This is a genomic window from Pseudoxanthomonas sp. CCNWLW251, assembly GCF_037402255.1.
In the GTDB taxonomy this organism is placed as follows: domain Bacteria; phylum Pseudomonadota; class Gammaproteobacteria; order Xanthomonadales; family Xanthomonadaceae; genus Pseudoxanthomonas_A.
The window spans coordinates 785,166-805,441 of sequence record NZ_JBBEGA010000001.1 but is presented as its reverse complement, the minus strand read 5'-3'; the positions used below and the strand labels follow the sequence as shown (position 1 = coordinate 805,441).

The 20,276-nt window shown below is 65.1% G+C and carries 16 protein-coding genes and 1 tRNA gene; 7 read left to right on the top strand and 10 right to left on the bottom strand.

Annotation, left to right across the window (positions count from 1 at the left end; translation table 11 throughout):
• Positions 1-53 precede the first annotated feature (53 nt).
• A complete protein-coding gene (locus WBN46_RS03805) occupies positions 54-1,076 on the top strand; it encodes a TraB/GumN family protein (protein ID WP_337730357.1) in 1,023 nt (340 codons plus the stop codon).
• An 18-nt stretch (positions 1,077-1,094) separates the two neighbouring features.
• Here WBN46_RS03805 and dxs read toward each other — a convergent pair whose 3' ends face one another.
• The 5 genes from dxs to WBN46_RS03780 all read right to left on the bottom strand — a co-directional run bounded on the left by dxs (position 1,095) and on the right by WBN46_RS03780 (position 7,724).
• Positions 1,095-3,002, bottom strand: coding sequence for a 1-deoxy-D-xylulose-5-phosphate synthase (gene dxs, locus WBN46_RS03800; protein WP_337730356.1), 1,908 nt, complete (start codon positions 3,000-3,002; stop codon positions 1,095-1,097).
• A gap of 127 nt (positions 3,003-3,129) precedes the next feature.
• Positions 3,130-3,783 (bottom strand): HNH endonuclease, encoded by a 654-nt coding sequence (locus tag WBN46_RS03795; RefSeq protein WP_192200495.1) that lies wholly within the window; start codon positions 3,781-3,783, stop codon positions 3,130-3,132.
• Positions 3,784-3,879: 96 nt separating this feature from the next.
• Positions 3,880-5,673: an acyl-CoA dehydrogenase C-terminal domain-containing protein gene (locus tag WBN46_RS03790; RefSeq protein WP_337730355.1), complete on the bottom strand. Its 1,794-nt coding sequence runs from the start codon at positions 5,671-5,673 to the stop codon at positions 3,880-3,882.
• 40 nt (positions 5,674-5,713) lie between these two features.
• A complete protein-coding gene (locus tag WBN46_RS03785) occupies positions 5,714-6,190 on the bottom strand; it encodes an LEA type 2 family protein (RefSeq protein ID WP_337730354.1) in 477 nt (158 codons plus the stop codon).
• Between the two features lie 73 nt (positions 6,191-6,263).
• Positions 6,264-7,724 carry a glycoside hydrolase family 30 beta sandwich domain-containing protein gene (locus WBN46_RS03780; RefSeq protein WP_337730353.1) on the bottom strand — a complete coding sequence of 487 codons (1,461 nt, stop codon included), beginning with the start codon at positions 7,722-7,724 and terminating at the stop codon, positions 6,264-6,266.
• A gap of 226 nt (positions 7,725-7,950) precedes the next feature.
• Between WBN46_RS03780 and WBN46_RS03775 the strand changes: the two genes are divergently transcribed.
• The 4 genes from WBN46_RS03775 to WBN46_RS03760 all read left to right on the top strand — a co-directional run bounded on the left by WBN46_RS03775 (position 7,951) and on the right by WBN46_RS03760 (position 15,834).
• A complete protein-coding gene (locus WBN46_RS03775; protein ID WP_337730352.1) occupies positions 7,951-10,746 on the top strand; it encodes a TonB-dependent receptor in 2,796 nt (931 codons plus the stop codon).
• A gap of 130 nt (positions 10,747-10,876) precedes the next feature.
• Positions 10,877-13,420 (top strand): glycoside hydrolase family 3 N-terminal domain-containing protein, encoded by a 2,544-nt coding sequence (locus WBN46_RS03770; RefSeq protein WP_337730351.1) that lies wholly within the window; start codon positions 10,877-10,879, stop codon positions 13,418-13,420.
• Between the two features lie 118 nt (positions 13,421-13,538).
• The gene (locus WBN46_RS03765) at positions 13,539-14,993 is read left to right on the top strand and encodes an MFS transporter (RefSeq protein WP_142123725.1); all 1,455 of its coding nucleotides are present in this window, start codon (positions 13,539-13,541) and stop codon (positions 14,991-14,993) included.
• 325 nt (positions 14,994-15,318) lie between these two features.
• On the top strand, positions 15,319-15,834 hold the full coding sequence (locus WBN46_RS03760; protein WP_337730350.1) for a Rid family hydrolase: 516 nt from the start codon (positions 15,319-15,321) through the stop codon (positions 15,832-15,834).
• Positions 15,835-15,847: 13 nt separating this feature from the next.
• Here WBN46_RS03760 and WBN46_RS03755 read toward each other — a convergent pair whose 3' ends face one another.
• Together WBN46_RS03755 and WBN46_RS03750 are read right to left on the bottom strand one after the other, a co-directional pair.
• Entirely contained in the window at positions 15,848-16,252 is a 405-nt protein-coding gene (locus tag WBN46_RS03755) for a hypothetical protein (protein ID WP_337730349.1), read from the bottom strand.
• A 108-nt stretch (positions 16,253-16,360) separates the two neighbouring features.
• On the bottom strand, positions 16,361-17,071 hold the full coding sequence (locus WBN46_RS03750) for an rRNA pseudouridine synthase (RefSeq protein ID WP_337730348.1): 711 nt from the start codon (positions 17,069-17,071) through the stop codon (positions 16,361-16,363).
• A gap of 96 nt (positions 17,072-17,167) precedes the next feature.
• Between WBN46_RS03750 and WBN46_RS03745 the strand changes: the two genes are divergently transcribed.
• A complete protein-coding gene (locus WBN46_RS03745) occupies positions 17,168-18,022 on the top strand; it encodes a PA4780 family RIO1-like protein kinase (RefSeq protein ID WP_192200506.1) in 855 nt (284 codons plus the stop codon).
• A 92-nt stretch (positions 18,023-18,114) separates the two neighbouring features.
• Here WBN46_RS03745 and WBN46_RS03740 read toward each other — a convergent pair.
• Positions 18,115-18,190: transfer RNA gene (locus tag WBN46_RS03740), tRNA-Phe, on the bottom strand.
• A 181-nt stretch (positions 18,191-18,371) separates the two neighbouring features.
• Here WBN46_RS03740 and WBN46_RS03735 point away from each other — a divergent pair.
• The gene (locus WBN46_RS03735) at positions 18,372-18,827 is read left to right on the top strand and encodes a DUF6491 family protein (RefSeq protein ID WP_337730347.1); all 456 of its coding nucleotides are present in this window, start codon (positions 18,372-18,374) and stop codon (positions 18,825-18,827) included.
• Positions 18,828-18,911: 84 nt separating this feature from the next.
• On the opposite strand, the gene WBN46_RS03730 is transcribed toward WBN46_RS03735, so the two are convergent.
• Positions 18,912-19,181, bottom strand: coding sequence for an oxidative damage protection protein (locus tag WBN46_RS03730; RefSeq protein WP_337730877.1), 270 nt, complete (start codon positions 19,179-19,181; stop codon positions 18,912-18,914).
• Positions 19,182-19,184: 3 nt separating this feature from the next.
• Entirely contained in the window at positions 19,185-20,237 is a 1,053-nt protein-coding gene (gene mutY / locus WBN46_RS03725) for an A/G-specific adenine glycosylase (protein WP_337730346.1), read from the bottom strand.
• Positions 20,238-20,276 lie beyond the last annotated feature (39 nt).

The following is a 20,276-nucleotide window of genomic DNA, read 5'->3' as shown; positions in this document are numbered from 1 at the left end:
TGCGTGGTTGCCGACGGCACACTCTGGCGGATTCCTCCGATGGAGTCTCAGGGATGCGTCTGTCGCTTTACGGGATGCTGTGCGTATCGTTGTTGATCGTGCCGGGCGCAGGTGCGCAGGAGGCCGGGGAAGCGCCGGCCGCAGCGGAGACTGGCGTGATTGAGATGGATGCCGTCGTCGTGGCGGGCGTGCAGCCGGGGCCGGGCCTGTGGAAGGTGCGTCGTGGCGACCATCTGCTGTACGTGCTGGGAACCCAGTCACCGCTGCCGAAGCACATCACCTGGCGATCGGACGAGGTCGACCAGGTCCTGCAGATCGCGGATGAAGTACTGGCTTCGCCCGGCATCACCGTTGATGCCGACGTCGGCTTCTTCCGGGGACTGACGCTGCTGCCTTCGGCCATGAAAGCCTCCAGGAATCCGGACGGGCAGAAACTCCAGGAAGTCCTGCCTGCGGATCTCTATGCTCGCTGGAGTGCGCTCAAGCAGCGGTACATGGGGCGCGATGGCGGTGTAGAGAAGAAGCGCCCGTTGATCGCCGCTTACCAGCTCTACACCGAAGCGCTGTCCGATTCCGGCCTGCGCGAGGGCGGAGTCATCGATCCTGTCATCGACGCAGCGCTGAAACAGCGCAAGATGAAGCGCACTCCCACGTTGCTGAAGCTCAAGCTGGAAGATCCACGCGCCGCGTTGGCGGATTTCCGGAAGGAAACGCTCAAGCCCGAAGACCTGGTCTGCTTCAGCAGGACGCTGGATGTCATCGAACGCGATCTGCCACAGGTGGCGGCGCGGGCCAATGCGTGGGCGGTGGGCGACTGGCCCGCGCTGCGCTCGAGTTCAAGACAGGATTGGCAGCATGCGTGCGCCACGGCCTGGTTCAACACCGAAACGGCGCGCAAGCGCGGCATCTCCGACGTCGAGGCCCGCATGCAGGCGCGCTGGATGGACGTCGCCGAGGGGGCACTGGAAAAGAACCGCATCACGTTCGCCACCTTGCCGGTCTGGCAGCTGGTCAAGCCGGGCGGCTATCTGGCCGCCCTGCAGGCCAGGGGTTACGAGGTGGAAGCACCCGAATGATCGGGCGCCATGGAGCGATCAGCCTGCCGCAGTGAGTGCGGGCTGGCCTGCGCCAAGTTGCGGCCAGCGCTTCAGCACGCTGGCACGGATGCCGGCTGCATCGATGCCGGCTTCGGCCAGCAGGTCCTCGCGGCTGGCGTGGTGCTGGAATTCGTCCGGCAGGCCGAGATGCAGCACGGGCAACGTCACGCCTTCGGCGCTCAGGAGCTCGGCCACGCCGGAACCCGCGCCACCCATCACGACGTTGTCCTCGATGGTGACGAAACCCTCGTGGCTCTTGGCGAGGTCCATCAGCAGCGCACGATCCAGCGGCTTCACGAAGCGCATGTTCACCACGGTCAGGCCCAGCGCGCGGCCAGCGTCTTCCGCCGCCGTCACGGTGGAGCCGAACGCGAGCAACGCGACGCGACTGCCACGCATGCGCAGGTCCGCCTTGCCGATCGGCAGCGTGTCCAGGTTCGACTCGATGGCTACGCCCGGGCCGGTGCCGCGCGGGTAGCGCACGGCCGCCGGTCCGTTGAAGTGGTAGCCGGTGCTCAGCATCTGCCGGCACTCGTTCTCGTCCGCCGGCGCCATCACCACCATGTGCGGCACGCAGCGCAGGTAGCTCAGGTCCAGGTTGCCGCCATGCGTGGCGCCGTCCGGCCCGACCACGCCGCCGCGGTCGATGGCGAACAGGACATCGAGCTTCTGGATGGCCACGTCGTGCACGAGCTGGTCATAGCCGCGCTGCAGAAAGGTGGAATAGATCGCGACCACCGGCTTGCTGCCTTCGCAGGCCATGCCGGCCGCCAGCGTCACCGCATGCTGCTCGGCGATGGCGACGTCGAAGTAGCGCTCGGGATACTCCTTGCTGAAGCGCACCAGGCCCGAGCCTTCTCGCATCGCCGGAGTGATCCCCAGGAGTTTCGGCTCCGCGGCGGCCATGTCGCACAGCCAGTCGCTGAAGATGTCGGTGTAGGTGGGCTTCTTCGCGCCGCCCTTGCTGACCAGGCCTTTCTCCGGATCGAATGGCCCCACCGCGTGATAGCCGATCTGGTCGCCTTCGGCCAGTTCGTAGCCTTTGCCCTTGGTGGTCAGGATGTGGAGCAACTGCGGACCCTTGAGGGTCTTCAGCGTCTTCAACGCGCCAACCAGTGCCTCCACATCGTGGCCGTCGATCGGGCCGGTGTAGTGGAAGCCCATCTGCTCGAACAGCGTGGACGGCACGAACATGCCCTTCCAGTGCTCTTCCCAGCGACGCATGAAGCGGGCGGGCGGCTTCTTCTTGTCGCCGAGCAGCTTCTTGCCGCCCTCGCGCAACGCATTGAGGGTACGGCTGCTGCTCAGGCGGCCCAGCATCTTGGTCAATCCGCCGACGTTTTCGGAGATCGACATCTGGTTGTCGTTGAGGATCACCAGCAGGTTCGGCTCGGGCTCCATGCCGCCGGCGTGGTTGAGTGCCTCGAACGCCATGCCGGCGGTCATCGCGCCATCGCCGATCACCGCCACCACCTTGCGGTCGTCGCCCTGTTGTGCGAGTGCGATGGCCATGCCGAGCGCAGCGGAAATGGACGTGGAGGAATGGCCCACGCCGAACGTGTCGTACTCGCTTTCCTCACGCTTCGGGAACGGCGCCACGCCATCCTTCTGCTTGACCGTGTGGATGGTGTCGCGGCGGCCGGTCAGGATCTTGTGCGGGTAGGTCTGGTGGCCCACGTCCCACACCAGCCGGTCACGTGGTGTCTCGAACAGGTAATGCAGCGCGACCGTCAGTTCGATGACCCCCAGTCCCGCACCGAAATGCCCGCCGCTCCGGCCCACCGACTCGATCAGGTAGCCACGCAGTTCCTCCGCGATCGCGGGCAGTTCGGATTCATCGAACTGGCGCAGATCGGCCGGGATCTGGATGCGGGAAAGGCGGGGGTAGCGGTCGGGGTCGATCATCGGGCGCAAGCTTCGTCTGAGCCGTTATTGTCCCCCCCCGATGTGAAGTGGGGCAAGCAAGCGCGTGAAGCAGGCGTGTGGTCGGCCGGGTCGGTTCAGCAATCGCCGTGAAGGCGAGGCGCCACGTTCAGGCGGAGAGCTTGGACTTCCTGGGCAGTTGCGCCTTCAGGAAGGCCATCTGGTCCGCCAGGATGTTGCGGTTGGACAGGATCAGGTGCTCGATCCAGCTGGGCCGGTACGGCACGGCGAGCAGGGGCATGTGCGCCTGTTGCGGCGTGCGGTTGCTCTTGCGCGAATTGCAGTGGAAGCAGGCCGTCACCACGTTTTCCCAGATGTCCCGGCCGCCCTTGGACAGCGGCAGCACGTGGTCGCGGGTCAGGTGCGGACGCGAGTACTCATGCCCGCAGTACAGGCACAGGTGTGCGTCGCGGGCGAACAGCGCGGTATTGGTCAGCGTGGGCGTGGGCGAGAGCGCATGTGCACGGGCATGTCCGCGGGACGCGACGATGGGGTGCAGTTCGATCAGGCTCTGCTCGCCGGTAAGCCGGGAGAGACCTCCGCGCACGTGCAGGCAGGGATCACCGAGCGTCCATGCCACGGCCCCGCGGGCGTACAGGCAGGTGGCGTCCTGCCAGTTGATCCAGTCGAGCACGCGGCCGTGCGCGTCGAGCGACAGCAGTCGCAAGGCGGCGGGATGTGGACGGGGGGACGACGGAGACGGGACCGGTGAATGATGGGGACCGGTCCGGACCAGGTGAAGCTGAGCTCTGTCTGCTTCCATGGAGGAGCAGGTTATACCCAAATGTTGACGAAATGTGTATATCGCGCAGGCATTTCGTCGGAGGAGCGCGCCGACCGCGCTCCTCCACTGCCCGGATCAGTCGCCGAAGCGCTCGGCATCCATCGCCATCAGCGTGTCTGCCCCGGATTCGATGGCGGCCGCGTGCGCCAGCGTGCGCGGCAGGATGCGACCGAAATAGAAGCGCGCGGTTTCGCGCTTCGCCTGCCTGAAGGCATCGCCATGCGCGGATGCGTCGGCCGCAGCCACGCTGCGGGCCCACCAGTAGGCCAGCACCACGTAGCCGGAGTAGAACAGGTAGTCCGTGCTGGCCGCGCCGATCTCTTCCGGGTTCGCTGCAGCACGCTCGAGCACCTTCTTCGTCAGTGCCGCCCACTCGGCCGCCTTCTGCTGCAGCGGGTCGATGAACTCGCGCAGCGCAGCGTCGTCCTTGTGGGTCTGTGCGAAGGCGTGCACATCGGCCAGGAACAGCTTCAGGCCCGCAGCCTGTGTCGACGCCGTCTTGCGGCCCATCAGGTCCAGCGCCTGGATGCCGGTCGTGCCCTCGTACAGCGTGGTGATGCGCGCATCGCGCGCCAGCTGCTCCATGCCGTGCTCGTGGATGTAGCCGTGGCCGCCGAAGCACTGCAGCGCATGGTAGGTGTTCTCGATGCCCCATTCGGTCTGGCAGGCCTTGGAGATCGGCGTCAGGAAGCTGACGAGTGTGTCCGCGCGCTCGCGTTCCGCCGGGTCCTCTGCGTGGTTCGCGACATCGATCAGCGTGCCGGCATGCAATGCGAGCAGGCGGCTGCCTTCCACCAACGACTTGACCGTCAGCAGCATGCGGCGCACGTCCGGATGGACGATGATCGGGTCGGCGGGCTTGTCAGGGGCCTTCGGGCCGCTCAGTGAGCGCGTCTGCAGGCGTTCACGCGCGTAGCGCAACGCATTCTGGTATGCGCGCTCGCTCAGGCCGATGCCCTGCAGGCCCACGCCGAGGCGTGCGGTGTTCATCATGGTGAACATCGCCTGCAGGCCCTTGTGCGGCTGGCCCACCAGATAGCCCTGCGCGCCATCGAAGTTCATCACGCAGGTCACCGATGCCTTGATGCCCATCTTGTGTTCGATGGAGCCGCAATGCACTGCGTTGCGTTCGCCCACGCTGCCATCGCGAGCGACCTTGAACTTCGGCGTGACGAACAGCGAAATGCCCTTGGCGCCCGGCGGGGCATCGGGCAGTTTCGCCAGCACAAGGTGCACGATGTTGTCGGTGAAGTCGTGCTCGCCCGCGGTGATGAAGATCTTGGTGCCGGTGATGGCGTAACTGCCGTCGGCGTTCGGTTCCGCCTTTGTCTTCAACAGACCCAGGTCGGTGCCGCAATGCGGTTCGGTCAGGCACATGGTGCCGGTCCAGCGGCCCTCGACCAGCGGCTTCAGGAAGACCTCGCGCTGCCAGTCTTCGCCATGGTGCTTGAGGGCTTCGACAGCGCCGTGCGACAGCAGCGGGAAATTGCCCCACGCCAGGTTGCTGGCATTCACCAGTTCGTTGAGCGGCACGCCCATCGTATGCGGCAGGCCCTGTCCGCCGAAGTCGGGCGAGGCGGTCAGGCCGGTCCAGCCGCCCTCGACGAACTGCGCATACGCCGCCTTGAAACCGGGGGGCGTGGTGACCTCGCCGGTGGCCTTGTCGAACGTACTGCCGACTTCGTCGCCGACGCTGTTGAGCGGTGCCAGCACGGTCTCGGCGAAGCGGGCAGCTTCATCCAGCACGGCATCGAGGATGTCGCGCGTCGCCTCGGTGTAGCCCAGGCGTTGGAACAAGGGTTCCACGCCCAGCACGTCGTACAGGGCGAAGCGGAGATCGGTCAGGGGAGCTTTGTAGGACGCAGGCATGCAGGTTCTCGAAAAGGCATGTAGAGGGAGGCGGCGTAGCTCAGCGCAGCACGCCGTCCAGGCCGGGGACCGGGTTCAGTGTGCTGCGGGCATCGATGTCGAACGTGCGGGGTTTCGCTTCTTCCGGCGTCGCACTGGCACTGCCTTTCAATGCGTAGGGCAGGGCGCGGCGACCAGCGAGGGCATCGGCCACCACGATGCGGCCGGCGCTGTTGGGTGCGAATGCCACCGTAACCACGTCGGCCGATTCGGGTCCCACGGAAAGGCCTGGCGTGGCGTGCAGCTTGCCCGCGCTCTGGTCGCCGACCTGCACGTCCACCTCGACGGTGTCGAAACGCATCGGAATGCTGCTGTAGTTCTGCAGGCGCAGGTCCACGGACCACTGGCCGTCGGCCTTCACCGTGAGCTGCTGCACGCTGACGGCGGGATCGGAAACGCGTCGGACCATGCCATCGCCGCAACCTGCCAGCAGCGCGGTTGCCGCCAGAAGGGCCAACAGGGAAATACGCCTCGTCATGCCGCTGCTCCATGGGAGAAGACGGCAGGATACTACGGCGTATGGCGCCCCGGATGACACGATGCCATCGACCTCAGTCCTGTTGCACTGCGTCAGGCTTCCAGACGAAGGTCGCCACGCTCCGGGCGGGTAGCGTGTAGCCGAACGCGTGCCCGGCGTGTGCCACCGAGAAGTGGCGCGGCTGCTTGGCTTCATTGGCCACCAGCAGGACCAGCGACCCATCGTCGGCATTGCGGAAAGCCACGTTGTCCAGGCCGGCGATGGCATCGCTGGAGGCGATCCGGCGGGCCCCGGGACGCACGAAGCGGCTCGCGTGCGCCAGTGCGTAGTACTCATCGGTGCGGGTGACCGCGCCGGTGCGGGAGTCGATGGTGACCACGCCGCGGCAGGTATGGCAGCCCCCCGCATAGGGACCGTTGTTCTCGTCCAGTGCCAGGTTCCAGAACAGGGCGCCGCGGGCCCAGTGCCTCGCGCTGCGGATGATGATGTTCTTCATCTGTAAGGGCAGTCCCCCGCTGCGCACCGGCTCCCAGTCGCCGCCGGAACACTCGGTCATGTACGCGTCCTTGTCGGGAAACGCATCACGCACGGGGGTCTGTGCGGAGACTTCACCGCCATAGCAGTGCCAGGCGACGGCATCGACATGCGGATTCGCCTTCGGGTCGGACAGCACGCCGAGCGGTTCTTCCGGTTTGTCCCAGTTGTGGTCCCAGTCGAAGATCAGCGGGCCGGTGCCGCGTGCCGCGATCATCGGCCCGAGATGGTCGCCGATCAGTCGCGCGCGCGCCGGCGCATTGATCCGCATCCCGGGATAGTCCTTGGGTTCGTAGTCCGGTTCATTCTGTACGGTGAGCGCGAAGATCGGGATGCCTTCGGCAGCGTAGGCATCCACATACTTCAGCAGGTAGCGCGAGAATGCATCGTAGTACTCCGGCAGCAGGCGACCCTGGATCAGGCTGTTGCTGTCCTTCATCCAGCCAGGCGCGCTCCACGGCGACGCCATGATCTTCAATTGTGGATTGATCGCCAGCATCGCGCGCGCCACCGGGATCACGTCGCCACGGTTCGGTGCGATGCTGAAATGCTCCAGGGCGGGATCCGGCTTGCCATCCGGGGTGTCGGCCAGGCTGTAGTGGTGGCGCGAGAAATCCGACGCGCCGATGGTCAGTCGCGAGAAGCTCAGCCCAAGGCCGCCATTCCCGCGCCCGAACAATTCCTTCAGAAGGGCGTCGCGCTGCCGGTCGTCGAGTTTGTTCTGGATCAGCCACGCGGATGAATCGGTCAGCGATGCGCCGAACCCGACCATTTCCTGGTAGCGCTGCGCATCGTCGACAAGGATCTTCGTTGTTGCGGAGGCATCCTTTCCGAAGCGTGCCGGCGTTGATGGCGCCAGCGCCATCGTGTGATCGGCAGTGGTGATCCACACCGCGACGTCCGGCCTCTGCGATGCGGATGCCAAGGGGGCGGTGGACGAGGCCAGCATGAAGAGGCTGGTGAGCAGCGTGCGGGAGCGCTTCCGGGACGTGGTGTTCATGCAGTGATTCCTTCCTGTTGCAGGTGTCGATGCTTTCGGCGAACCCCTCCCGGACTCCGCGCAAAGCGGGTGCTGCATTGCAGCGAGATTTCTCGTGTGAGTCGACGCGCATCGAGCAAATTCAATCGTGTGCGCGAATGCATGTCGTGGATGTTAGGAATTTGTTGACAGTCCATTGGAGCTTGTATATGACAGCGCTGTCAACCACGGTCGGAGAGGGACCCAGATGAAGCATTCGAACCCCACAGCGGGTGTTGCCCCGCATGCGCGACGTCGCGCCCTGCGCAAGCAGACGCTGGCCATGGCGTGCTGCCTGGCATTGGCGTTCCCGCTTGCCGCACAAGCCCAGCAGGCGGAGCAAGCCGCAGACCAGACAGTCGAGACGCTCGACACGGTGAAGGTCACCGGCATCCGTGCCGCCATCGCGACGGCAGTGGAGACGAAGAACGAGTCCACGTCGATCGTGGAGGTCGTTTCGGCGGAAGATATCGGCAAGCTGCCCGACATAAGCATCGCGGACTCCATTTCGCGTCTGCCCGGCCTGACGATGCAGCGAGTGGATGGCCGCGCTCAGGTGATCCACATCCGTGGCATGTCCGAACAATTCGGCGGCACGTTGCTAAATGGTCGCGAGCAGGTCAGCACGGGCGGGAGTCGCGGCGTGGAACTGGACCAGTACCCAGCCGAGCTGATCAATGGCGTCACGGTGTACAAGACACCGGATGCAACGTTGGTGGGGCAGGGTCTGTCAGGCACCATCGATATGCAGTCGATCCGGCCACTGGATTTCGACGGCCGTCGTGTAACTTTCGCGGGCCAAGGCGAGTACAACTCGCTGGGCAAACTGATCGATGGCAGCAGCGACAAGGGCTATCGTGCCAGTGCATCGTACGTGGATCAGTTCGCTGACGACACGATCGGTTTCGCCATTGGCGTGGCGCGCATGGATTCGCCTTTCCAGGAGCAGCAGGAGAAGGCATGGTGGTGGGGAAATCCGGATGCATGGGGTGCCCCGCAGCCGGGCAAGCCGGCAGATGCCGTCGCGCGCCAGGCCGGTGAAGCGTCATTGAAATCGCGCGATATCACTCGCGATGGCGTCATGGCCGTGCTGGAATTCAAGCCGGGCGAGCAGTTCCACAGCATCCTGGATGTGTATTACTCCACGTTCGAACAGAATGAAGCCGAAAACAGCATCATGTGGAACAACGACCCTTGGTACAGCCACCCCACGTTGGGCCAGGTGACCTACAGCAACGTGGGCACTACGTTGGTGGGCGGTGTTCCGGTGGTGACGAGCGGAACGCTCAACGGTGTTGGTGCGCTGAACATGCTCAATGAAACGAATCAGCGCGACGACAAGCTGTTCTCTGCCGGCTGGCTCAATACGTTCCGCTGGAGCGATATCTACACGCTGAAGACTGATCTCAGCTACTCGCGCGCCGAGAGCGAGCGCACGATGCTGGAACTGCAGTCCGCATTTGGGACGCCCAGGAATATCGATTTCGATTTGCGAACAGGAAAGGGCTTCAATAATTTCACCATTCCGGGCCTGACGGACCCCAGTCAAATCTACCTCGGCATGGATGCAATGGGATGGGGTCGCGACGGTCGTACCGATCGCGCCTGGACCGAGGACACGCTCAAGTCGGGTCGCCTGGAGCTGAACCGGCAGGTGGAGTCCTCGGATTTCTTGCGCAGCTACGATGTAGGCGTCAACTTCACCCGCCGCAACAAGGATCGCGAGTACATTGCGCATTACGTCGACTTGAAGAACGGTCGTGCTCCAGTGCGAATGGATACTGTGCCGCATGGGTACGCGTCGATGGATTTCATCGGACTGGGCGATGTTATCAACTTCAATGCGCATGACCTTTTGGGGCGCTACTACGACCTGCGCTACGAGGCCAGCGAGAACGATTTGATGAAGAACTATGGTGTCGAGGAAGACATCAAGACGTTCTATGCGAAGGCCAATATAGACATGGACCTAACCGACGAAGTGCGCCTTCGCGGCAACGTCGGTGTGCAGTACATCCGCTCCGAGCAGAGCTCCACCGGTCCCACGGTTGCCCGCGATGCGGTCAGCAATGAATGGGTCATCGCCGGCGGCCAGACCATTGGCACGTCGTACGGCGACATTCTGCCGAGCATGAACCTGTCTACAGACTTTGGTGACGGTCTTCTGCTGCGCTTCGCCGCCGCCAAGACCCTGATGCGCGGCCCCATCGAGCAGATGGGTGCCTACACCACGGCGGGTGTCGATGTGACCACGCGCGAATGGAGTGGCAGTGGTGGCAATCCCAAGCTGGAGCCCTATCGTGCAACTGCTTACGACTTGTCATTGGAGAAGTACTTCGGGCCGACCACTTATGCCGCGCTGGCGGTGTTCTACAAGGACCTGGAAACCTACATCTACACGCAGAACGTGCGTTGGGACTTCACGGGCTATGACGACCTCGGCATCACTCCGATCTCCAACTGGGGCAATTTCAGCACGCCGGTCAACGGCAGCGGTGGCTACATGCGGGGTGCCGAGCTCAGCGGGGCGCTTGGCGGCGATATGATCCACCCCGCTCTTGATGGATTCGGCCTGTTGTTCAATGCGTCCTACACCGAGTCATCCATTGACCCGGACGGTCCCGGTGGATCTGATACGGACACGCTGCCCGGCCTGTCGAAAGTCGTCGCGAATGCCACCGTATATTACGAGAAGCATGGTTTCTCGGCGCGCATCAGCCAGCGTTATCGTGATGAATACCGGGGTGAGTATGCCTCCCTGTTCGGTGACCGCATTTATCAGAACACGATGGCCGAGCGCACGATGGACATGCAGGTGGGCTATGACTTCCCCGAAAACAGCAAGTTGTCGGGCCTATCGGTTCTGTTGCAGGTCAACAACGTGACCAACGAGCCCTATCGCACCGAAACCACGGCTGGGGGCATCGATCAGATGATCTACTTGCCGTCGGAGTACAAGGAATACGGGCGCCAGTACCTGCTGGGCTTCCGCTACAAGCTGTGACCAGCCAGTCCGCGTAAAGCACTGACTGACCGGCGGGATGCGGCGCATGGCCTCGCGTCCCGTCGGACTTTTCCATATGGCGTACATCCTGTCGGGAATGTGGTGCACGCTGACATCGAGGAATATGCGAGTGAAGCCGATCCGAATGACCCTGCTGGGGGCCAGCCTGTTGGCCTGCCTGTCGTGTACCGGCCAGAAGGATGCCGCCGACACCAAGCCCGATGCTTCCGCCGCCGAGTCGGCCGAATTGAAGGACTGGCCGGCGCTGGAGAGCCGGTTTGCCCAGGACCCCGCCATCGAGGCGCGCGTGGCCGAGATCCTTGCCAGCATGACGCTGGAGCAGAAGGTCGGGCAGATGGTGCAGCCGGAGATCAAGGCCATCACGCCGGATGAAGTGCGCCAGTACTACATCGGCTCGGTGCTCAACGGCGGCGGTTCGTGGCCGGCGATGAACAAGCACGCCAAGGTCGAAGACTGGGTCAAGCTCGCCGACGCGTATTACGACGCCTCCATGGGCACCGACGCCAAGATCCCCGTGCCGGTGATCTGGGGCACGGACGCCGTGCACGGGCACAGCAACGTCTATGGGGCCACCATCTTCCCGCACAACATCGGCCTGGGCGCCGCGCATGACGTCGAACTGATCGAACGTATCGCCGAAGCCACCGGACAGTCCACCCGCGCAACCGGCGTGGCGTGGACGTTCGCGCCCACCGTCGCCGTAGCGCAGAACGCGCGCTGGGGCCGCACATATGAGAGCTATTCCTCGCAGCCCGCGCTCGTGCGCGAGTACGCGACCGCTTACGTGAAGGGCATGCAGGGTGTGCTGGACAAGGACGGCAACGTCGTCGCCACCGCCAAGCACTTCATCGGCGATGGCGCCACCGAGGGCGGCAAGGACCAGGGCAACGCGCTGGTCACGCAGGCGCAGATGATCAACATCCACGGCCAGGGCTACTACGGCGCCATCGAAGCCGGTGTGCAGACGGTCATGGCCTCGTTCAACAGCTGGAACGATGTCGCGGCCGGCAAGGACTACGGCAAGATGCACGGCACGCGCGACCTGTTGACGGTGGCGCTGAAGGAGAAGATGGGCTTCGACGGCTTCGTCGTTTCCGATTGGAACGGTATCGGCCAGGTCACCGGCTGCACCGACGACAGCTGTCCGCAGGCCGTCAACGCCGGCATCGACATGGTGATGGTGCCGGACAAGTGGAAGAGCTTCATCGCCAACACGATCGCACAGGTGAAGTCGGGAGAAATCCCTCAGGCACGCATCGATGATGCAGTCACCCGCATCCTGCGGGTCAAGCTGCGCGCCGGACTGTGGGACCACAAGCCGTCCGCCAGCCAGCATGCCGGCAAGCTGGAATCGCTGGTGCACCGCGACCTGGCCCGTCGCGCCGCACGCGAGTCGCTGGTGCTGCTGAAGAACGAGGGCGGCGCGTTGCCACTGAGGAAGGGCCAACGCGTGCTGCTGGTCGGCAAGAGCGCCGACAGCATCTCCAACCAGACCGGTGGCTGGTCACTGACCTGGCAGGGCACCGACAACACCAACGCCGACTTCCCGAATGCCGACAGCATCGCGGCCGGCCTGCGGGAGCAGCTGGGCGAGGCGAATGTGCAGCTGCGCGACAGCGCCGAAGGCGTGGACCCGGCGACCTACGACGTCATCGTGGCCGCCATCGGCGAGACGCCCTACGCCGAGACCAATGGCGACATCGTGCCGTCCGATACGATGGCGCACAGCCGCCGCCACCCGGAAGATCTGGCCACGCTGAAGGCGGCAGCCGCCAGCGGCAAGCCGGTCGTCACCGTGTTCCTGTCTGGGCGCGCGCTGTACGCCAACGACCTGATCAATCTGTCCAACAGCTTCGTCGCCGCCTGGCTGCCCGGCACGGAAGGCAAGGGCGTCACCGACGTGCTGGTCGCGGGCGCCGACGGCAAGCCGGCGCATGATTTCCGCGGCAAGCTGACGTTCCCATGGCCGGCCGTCGCGTGTCCGAAGGCCGACAGCACGCCCCAGTTCGCACTGGATACCGGCCTGCGCTATGGCGACAGTGGTCGTGTGGGCAAGTTGCCGGAAGACAGCACGACCCGTTGCGGTGATGCGACCACGCTGGGCATCTTCAAGCAGTCCGACATCGCACCCTTCACCCTGCAGATGGCTGCGGGCAGCGAAGAGAAGGCGGTGGGTTCCGACATGAATGCCACGCAGCGCTGGCCGCAGGCGAAGCCTGCGCTGCAGATTGGAACGGTGCAGGTCAACACGCAGCAGGACGCCAAGGAGGTGACCTGGCTGGCGCCGGCACGCTTCTTCGCCCGCAATCCTTCGAAGAACAACCTCGCGGCGATGGCCACCGCGCGTGGCGTGGTGCAGTTCGACGTGGTGGTGAAACAGGCGCCGGTCAAACCCGTGCAGTTCACGCTGGGGTGCGGTGCCAACTGCGGTGCGAGCCTCGACCTGACGGCGACGTTCTCCGGCGATGCGGTCGGCAGGAAGCAGACCGTCAAGGTGCCGCTGGCCTGCTTCGGCAAGCTCGGTGCGGACCTGACCGGCGTGGATACGCCTTTCAGCATCGCCGCCGATGCTCCGTTCGCTGCCGCGTTCACCAATATCCAGGTGGTCGCCGGTGCGGCGGATGGCGCCGATGTGGTGAAGTGCGCGCAGTGAGTGTCCTGCGCCTTGCGGCCGAGCCGCAGGGCGCTGACGCAGTGCAAGTTGCAATCGCGCGGCGGCCCCGTAGGCTGGCCGTTCCGTCCGGATCCCATACCAGCAGGCATACCAATCCATGACCACACAAACCACCCGATGGTCGCAGTTCGGCGTGCTGATCACCGTGTTCTTCTTCTGGGGCTTCGTTGCGGCGAGCAACGACATCCTGATTCCGGTGTTCAAGAAGGCCTTCGACCTGACGCAGGCGCAGAGCCAGTATGTCGCCGTTGCGTTCTACGTGGCGTATACCGTCGGCTCGCTGATCTACGTGGCGATTTCCAAGGTCATCGGGCTCGATCTGCTCAACAGGATCGGCTACAAGAACGGCATCTGCCTGGGGCTGGTGATATCCGCGTTGGGCACGCTGCTGTTCTATCCCGCGGCCAACACCGGTTCGTTCAGCCTGATGCTGTCGGGCCTCTTCATCGTCGGCCTGGGATTCTCGCTGCAGCAGATCGCGGCCAATCCGCTGGCCATCGTCATCGGTGATCCCAAGACCGGTGCGCAGCGATTGACCCTGGCGGGCGGCATCAACAACTTCGGCACCACCATCGGGCCGCTGCTGGTAAGCGTGGCGATCTTCGGCAGCGTGCTGACCGGCAACACCGAAGCCAGCATCGAAAGTGTGAAGACGCCGTACCTGGTGCTGGGCGTCGCCTTCATCCTGGTGGCGATCTTCCTGAAGTTCTCCTCGGTGCCCAACCACATCGACTTGGAGAAGCTGTCCGAGACCGAGGCCCAGGACAGCAGCAAGCTGATCCACAAGAAGTCGGCGCTGGGCTACCCGCAGCTGGTATTGGGCATGCTGGCGATCTTCGTCTACGTCGGCGTGGAGGTGTCCACCATCAGCAACCTGCCGGCCTATCTCGAGTCGCCCGAAGGTCTGGGCCTGGATACGTCGCAGATCGCCCCGTTCGTGTCGCTCTACTGGGCCAGCCTGATGATCGGCCGCTGGGGCGGCGCGGCGGGTGCGTTCAATGTGGGGGCGGGCGCGAAGCGCTGGCTGACGCTGCTGCTGCCGTACGTGGCGTTCGCTGTGTTCCTGGCGGTCAACGCCATCATGAAGCATGACGTCTCGCAGTTCCTGGGCTACGCCGCCGTCATCGTGTTGATGATCCTCGCGACCCTGGCCAGCAAGGGCAATCCGGCACGCATGCTGCTGTACTTCTCCATCTGCGGCATTGCCGCGCTGCTGATCGGCATGTTCACCACCGGCTGGACCAGCGTGGTGGCCTTCATCAGCGTCGGCCTGTTCTGCAGCACCATGTGGCCGTGCATCTTCGCGCTGGCCATCACCGGGTTGGGCAACAACACCAACCAGGGCAGCAGCCTGCTGATCATGATGATCATGGGGGGCGGCTTCGTCAGCCTTGCCCAGGGTGCGTTGGCCGACAAGGTCGGCGTCCATTTCAGCTTCATCGTCGGCGTGGCGTGCTTCGCTTACCTTGTGTTCTATGCGATCGCCGCGACCCGTACGCTGCGCAACCAGGGCATCGATCTGGACAAGCTGGCCGCCGGCAACGGCCATTGAGTGCGGTGCGCGCCGGAGAGAGGCCGGCGCGCATCCCCCAAGCCACCGGGCCACTCTCCAGCCCGGTGGCTTTTCTTTTTGGTTGCCGTCCCTTTAGTCCTTGCGCGCAAAGGAACAACATCGCCCTCCTGGGTCTGGCTTCCGGGGCAGGCATGGCGACGAAGGACGTAGACGGCTGCGTCAATGGAGACTGTGGTGGGCGCCAGGAAGTGCGATCGCTGCGCGCCGGCCGGCGTGGATGGACGGGCCGGCGGCGTGACGGATGGGACATGGCGCAGGCCCCCGGCGGGGGCAAGACTGCAGAACTTCCGCCGGAGTCACGCCCATGTTGCCGCGCCTGTCATGCCTGCTTCTTTCGCTTGTTGCCTTCCACGCCACGGCGCAGGAAGCCCCGACCCGCGAACACTTCGCCACTCCCGGCCACGAAGCGGCGTACCACGACTGGCACTACACGCCCGTGGTGAAAGTGGGCGACATGGTGATCGTGTCCGGCATTCCCGCCGCCGGCCCGGGGACGTACGAAGAAAAGGTGCGTCGCATGTTCGTGGCGCTGGGCAAGCAGCTGGCACAGGCCGGCGCCAACTATGCCGACGTCGTTGAACTGACGACTTTCCACACCGGCCCGACTGATCCACAGAGCTTCCAGGCCGAGTTCGCCCGCTTCGCCCCGATCCACCACGAGTTCTTCCCCGCGAACTACCCCGCGTGGAGTGCGGTCGGCACGAGCGCGCTGCTCGCACCCGGTGCGGTGGTGGAGATGCGCGCGGTGGCGATGATCGGATCCGGGCGTGCGCCGAAGGCGGACATTCCGAAGCCGAAGCCGCGCCCGGCAACGCCCTGAGTGCGTGCCGGCGTCAGCGCGCCACGGTGTCGTTGCGTTTGGCCAGCATGTCTTCGATCAGGTCCAGAATCTCCGCCAGGCTGATGCCGTAGGCGCCGGCCTGGCCCGCGTCGAAGGCCTGCTTCCACTGGTCGTAGCCTTCCAGGTAGGCCGGGTCGATGGCGCCCTGGCCGACCAGTTCGGCGGCACTGCGTTCCAGTACCTGGCCGATGATCGGCAGGTGGGCGAAGGTGGTGATGACGCCTGCGCGCAGGCCGGGATGGCGGATGCGTGCTTCGCTCACGCTGACGTGCAGGATCTCGCCGCCCAGCGGGTGCGGATCGATGCGATTGATCGTCAGTACCGGTGTCTCCCTTGCGCCGCGACCACGGCAGCGCCAGCGTTGGCCGACCGCATGGGGAGAGGGAGCATTCGTCATGGATAGGGGCGGCGAGGGTGGGGTCGCTCAGGATAGGCAGGGCGGCGCTCGTTGTGCGCGATGCGGCGCCGCGAAACCGCTATTCGCCCGATGCGGCAAAGCCGTGCCCTAGAAGCGCGCACCGACCGGCAGATAGCGCCACTGGCCCACCGGCATCTTCGCCAGTGCGATCCGGCCGATGCGCAGCCGCCGGATCGACACCACCTCAAGCCCACCTTCGCGGCAGCGGTGGCTCAGCTCGCCCGGCTGCACGTCCTTGATCGCGAAACGCAGCCGCACCTCGTTCTGCCAGCTGACCTTGCAGGGCGCCAGCCCCCGGCCCTGGTAGCTGGCCACGTGGCCGATGCGGCTGAGGGTGTACGGGTCGGTGTTGCCGCGGATCTCCACCACGAATTCCTGCTCGATCTCCGCATAGTCCTCGGTCAGGCGGCGCCATACGCGGCCATCCTGGCTCAGCACCATGAGTCCGCTGGCCCCGGTGTCCAATGGCATCAGGGGAGTCAAGCGGTGGAAATGGCGCTTCAGTGGACGCACGCCGCTGTCGTCTTCGAGCAGATGCGTGGCCGGGGTGGCCAAGACGGCCGTATCCTGCCAGGCAACGCCTTCGGGCTTGTGCAGCAGCAGGGTGGCTGGCTCGGTGGCCGTGAGTTCGGCAGCCGGGTCGATTTCCACGCGCTCGGTGGTAACCGGATGTTGCGGCGCCTCCACCGTTTCACCGTCCACGGTGACCCAGCCCCCTTCGATGTACTGCTCGGCCTCCGTGCGCGAACAGCCGGTGAGTTCAGCGACGCGTTTGGCCAGGCGGATGGGTTCAGGCATGGGAACACCGGCGTTTCAGGGCGGCTAGTGTAAAGATAGCGGGGACGCCCCGCGTCGAATCTTCGTTCTTCATCTTCATTTTCCCGCCAGGACCGCATGAAAACGCCCCCAGGACTGCAAGCGCTGATCGATGACGGTGTGATCGACCGCGTGCTGCGGCCGCTGAAAAGCGGCAAGGAAGCCTCTGTCTATGTGGTGGATGCGGGAGGCGAAGTCCGCTGCGCCAAGGTCTACAAGGACATGGCGCAGCGCAGTTTCCAGCAGCGCACGCTGTACCAGGAAGGGCGCAAGGTCCGCGGCAGCCGCGAGGCGCGCGCGATGGGCAAGGCCACGCGCTATGGGCGCAAGCAGCAGGAAGTGGCATGGAAGAACGCCGAAGTCGACGCCCTGTACCAGCTGCGTGATGCCGGCGTGCGCGTGCCAGAACCGTTCGGTTATGTGCATGGCGTGCTGGTGATGGAGCTTGTCGCCGATGCCAGCGGCCACTCCGCGCCCCGTCTGGGCGAAGTGGACCTGACGCCGGAGCAGGCGCGCGACTTCCACCGTTTCCTGGTGCGCGAGGTGGTCAAGATGCTGTGTGCCGGTCTGATCCACGGGGATCTGTCGGAGTACAACGTGCTGGTGGGCGGGGAAGGCCCGGTGATCATCGATTTCCCGCAGGTGGTCAGTGCCGCCGGCAACAACGCCAGCCGTCGACTGCTGCTGCGCGACGTCAACGCCCTGACGGCGCGCCTGGGCCGTTATGCGCCGGAACTGCTGGACACGTGGTATGGCGAGGAGATGTGGGCGCTGTACGAAGCCGGCACCCTGCACCCGGACACGGAGCTGACGGGGCTGTTTACCCACGATGCCTCGCGCGTGGATGTGGACAGCGTGCGGCATGCCATCGAGGACGCGCGGCAGGAAGCGATCATCCGCCAGCAGGGCAGGGAAGCGGCCGCTGCGGAGTAACGCGATGAGGGGACGGGGCCGGGCGCATCGGCGCGGCCCTGGGCGCAGGCAAAACAAAAGGGCCTGCCTTGCGGCAGGCCCTTCGGAATGAGTGGTGGCCCGGGGCGGATTCGAACCACCGACACGCGGATTTTCAATCCGCTGCTCTACCAACTGAGCTACCAGGCCAGGATCTGTCGCGGTACGGCAGTGCCGGCGCGAAGAGCGGCAATGATACGGACCGGTCGGGGCAATGGCAAGCCGGACAGCCCCTGAATGGCGGGTCGTGCGGCCGCCGCAGGCTGCGCCGGGCGGAGGCATCATGCATCCACGGGAGTGCGCCCCCTCAACGCGCCGACAGAGAACGACCATGAAACGCCTGATTCCCTTCGCCCTGCTGATCGCGTCCGGTCTGGCCGCCTGCGCGACCGACGGCCGGCAGACCGATGCCGAAAAGCTCGCCTTCTACCGCGGGCATGCCGGAGAGCCGGTCAAGGACTTCAAGTATTTCGGCAGGTTCAATGGCTGGACGCCGCTTGGCGACGGCGCGCTCGCCGTATGGACCAAGCCCAGCGAAGGATATCTGCTGGAGCTGTCCGGTCCCTGCCAGGACCTGGACTACGCCACCGCCATCTCCGTGACCCAGTTCGGCGGTCGGGTGTCGGCAAAGTTCGATGACGTGATCCCCTTGGGTGCCGGCACCTCCAGCATCAATATTCCCTGCCGCATCGAGACCATCAGGTCGTTGGACGTCAAGGCCCTGCGCGCCAGCCAGAAGGAGTTGCGCGAAGCCGCGGCCGTGGAGCGGGAGGCTGGAAAGCGTTGATCGTGCGGGGAAGCCCCACGCTTTCCAGAGCACGGCCTGTTGCCGGACCTGTCTGTTCCGGCGGGGCAGCACGCGTCGCGCAGTTCAGGATTCCGGCACGTATCCGGTCGGTTTGTCCGCGCCGCCGCCGAACAGGAACTTCTCCAGTTCCACTTCAAGGAACGCGCGATGCTTGGGATCGCGCGGGGACAGCCGGTTCTCGTTGATCAGCATGGTCTGGTGCGCCAGCCATGCAGCCCACGCCGGTTTGCCGATGTGCGCGAAGATGCGCTTGCCCAACTCGCCGGGGTAGGGCACGAAATCCAGTCCCTCCACGTCGCGGTGTTCGTACTGGCAGTAGACGGTGCGCGACATCATTCAGTTTCCCAGCAGTTTGCGGATCGGCGCGGGCAGGCCCAGCTTCGCGAGTTCGCCGCGAGCGACCCATCGCAGATCGTCATTGTCGCGCACCCTGCCACGCAGGGCGACCCTGCGTACGCGCAGCGGTTGCAGGTGCAGGCGGTAGTGGCTGAAGGTGTGCACCACCACCGGCAGCTCCTCGGCGCTGTCGTATTGCCCCTGCACTTCGTGCGCGAACCAGTCGCGCATGCCCGCGTCGGTGTCCGCCTGCGGCAAGGTCCACAGCGAGGCCCAGATGCCGGTCTCCGGGCGGCGCTGCAGCAGGATCTCGCCATCGGCGTTCTCGAGCCACAACGCCACGGCCTCCCGCTCCGGCAGCGTCTTCGAGGGCCTGGAGGTGGGCAGCACGTCCACCAGACCATCACGGCGCGCCACGCAGCCGTCCTGTTGCGGGCACATCACGCAGGCCGGCTTCGCGCGCGTGCACAGCGTGGCACCGAAATCCATCTGCGCCTGCGTGTAGTCGGCCAGGCGGCCGTCGGGCACATCGTGCAGGTGCGTTTCCGCCAGCGCCCACAATCGCTTTTCCACCGCTGGCAGGCCGGGCCAGCCGGCGATGCCGTGGAAGCGCGCCAGTACACGCTTGACGTTGCCATCGAGGATGGGAAAGCGGTCGTTCCACGCCTGCGCCAGGATGGCGCCCGCCGTGCTGCGTCCGATGCCGGGCAGTGCATGCAGCGCGTCGAAATCGCGTGGCAGATCGCCGCCATGCTGCACGACGCACGCCTTCGCCGCCGCATGCAGGTTGCGGGCGCGGGCGTAGTAGCCCAGTCCTGCCCAGTGCGCCATCACGTCATCGGTGGAAGCGGTGGCCAGGTCGGGCAGGGTGGGAAAACGCTCGACGAAGCGCAGGAAGTACGGAACGACCGTGGCTACCTGCGTCTGCTGCAGCATGATTTCTGACAGCCACACACGGTACGGCGTGCGTGCATGCTGCCACGGCAGGTCGTGGCGGCCGTGCCGGTCGAACCAGGCCAGCAGGCGATGGGTAAAGGGGATGGCCCTGCTCACGCGGGACGACCCGTGGGAGCGACGTCAGTCGCGATGACG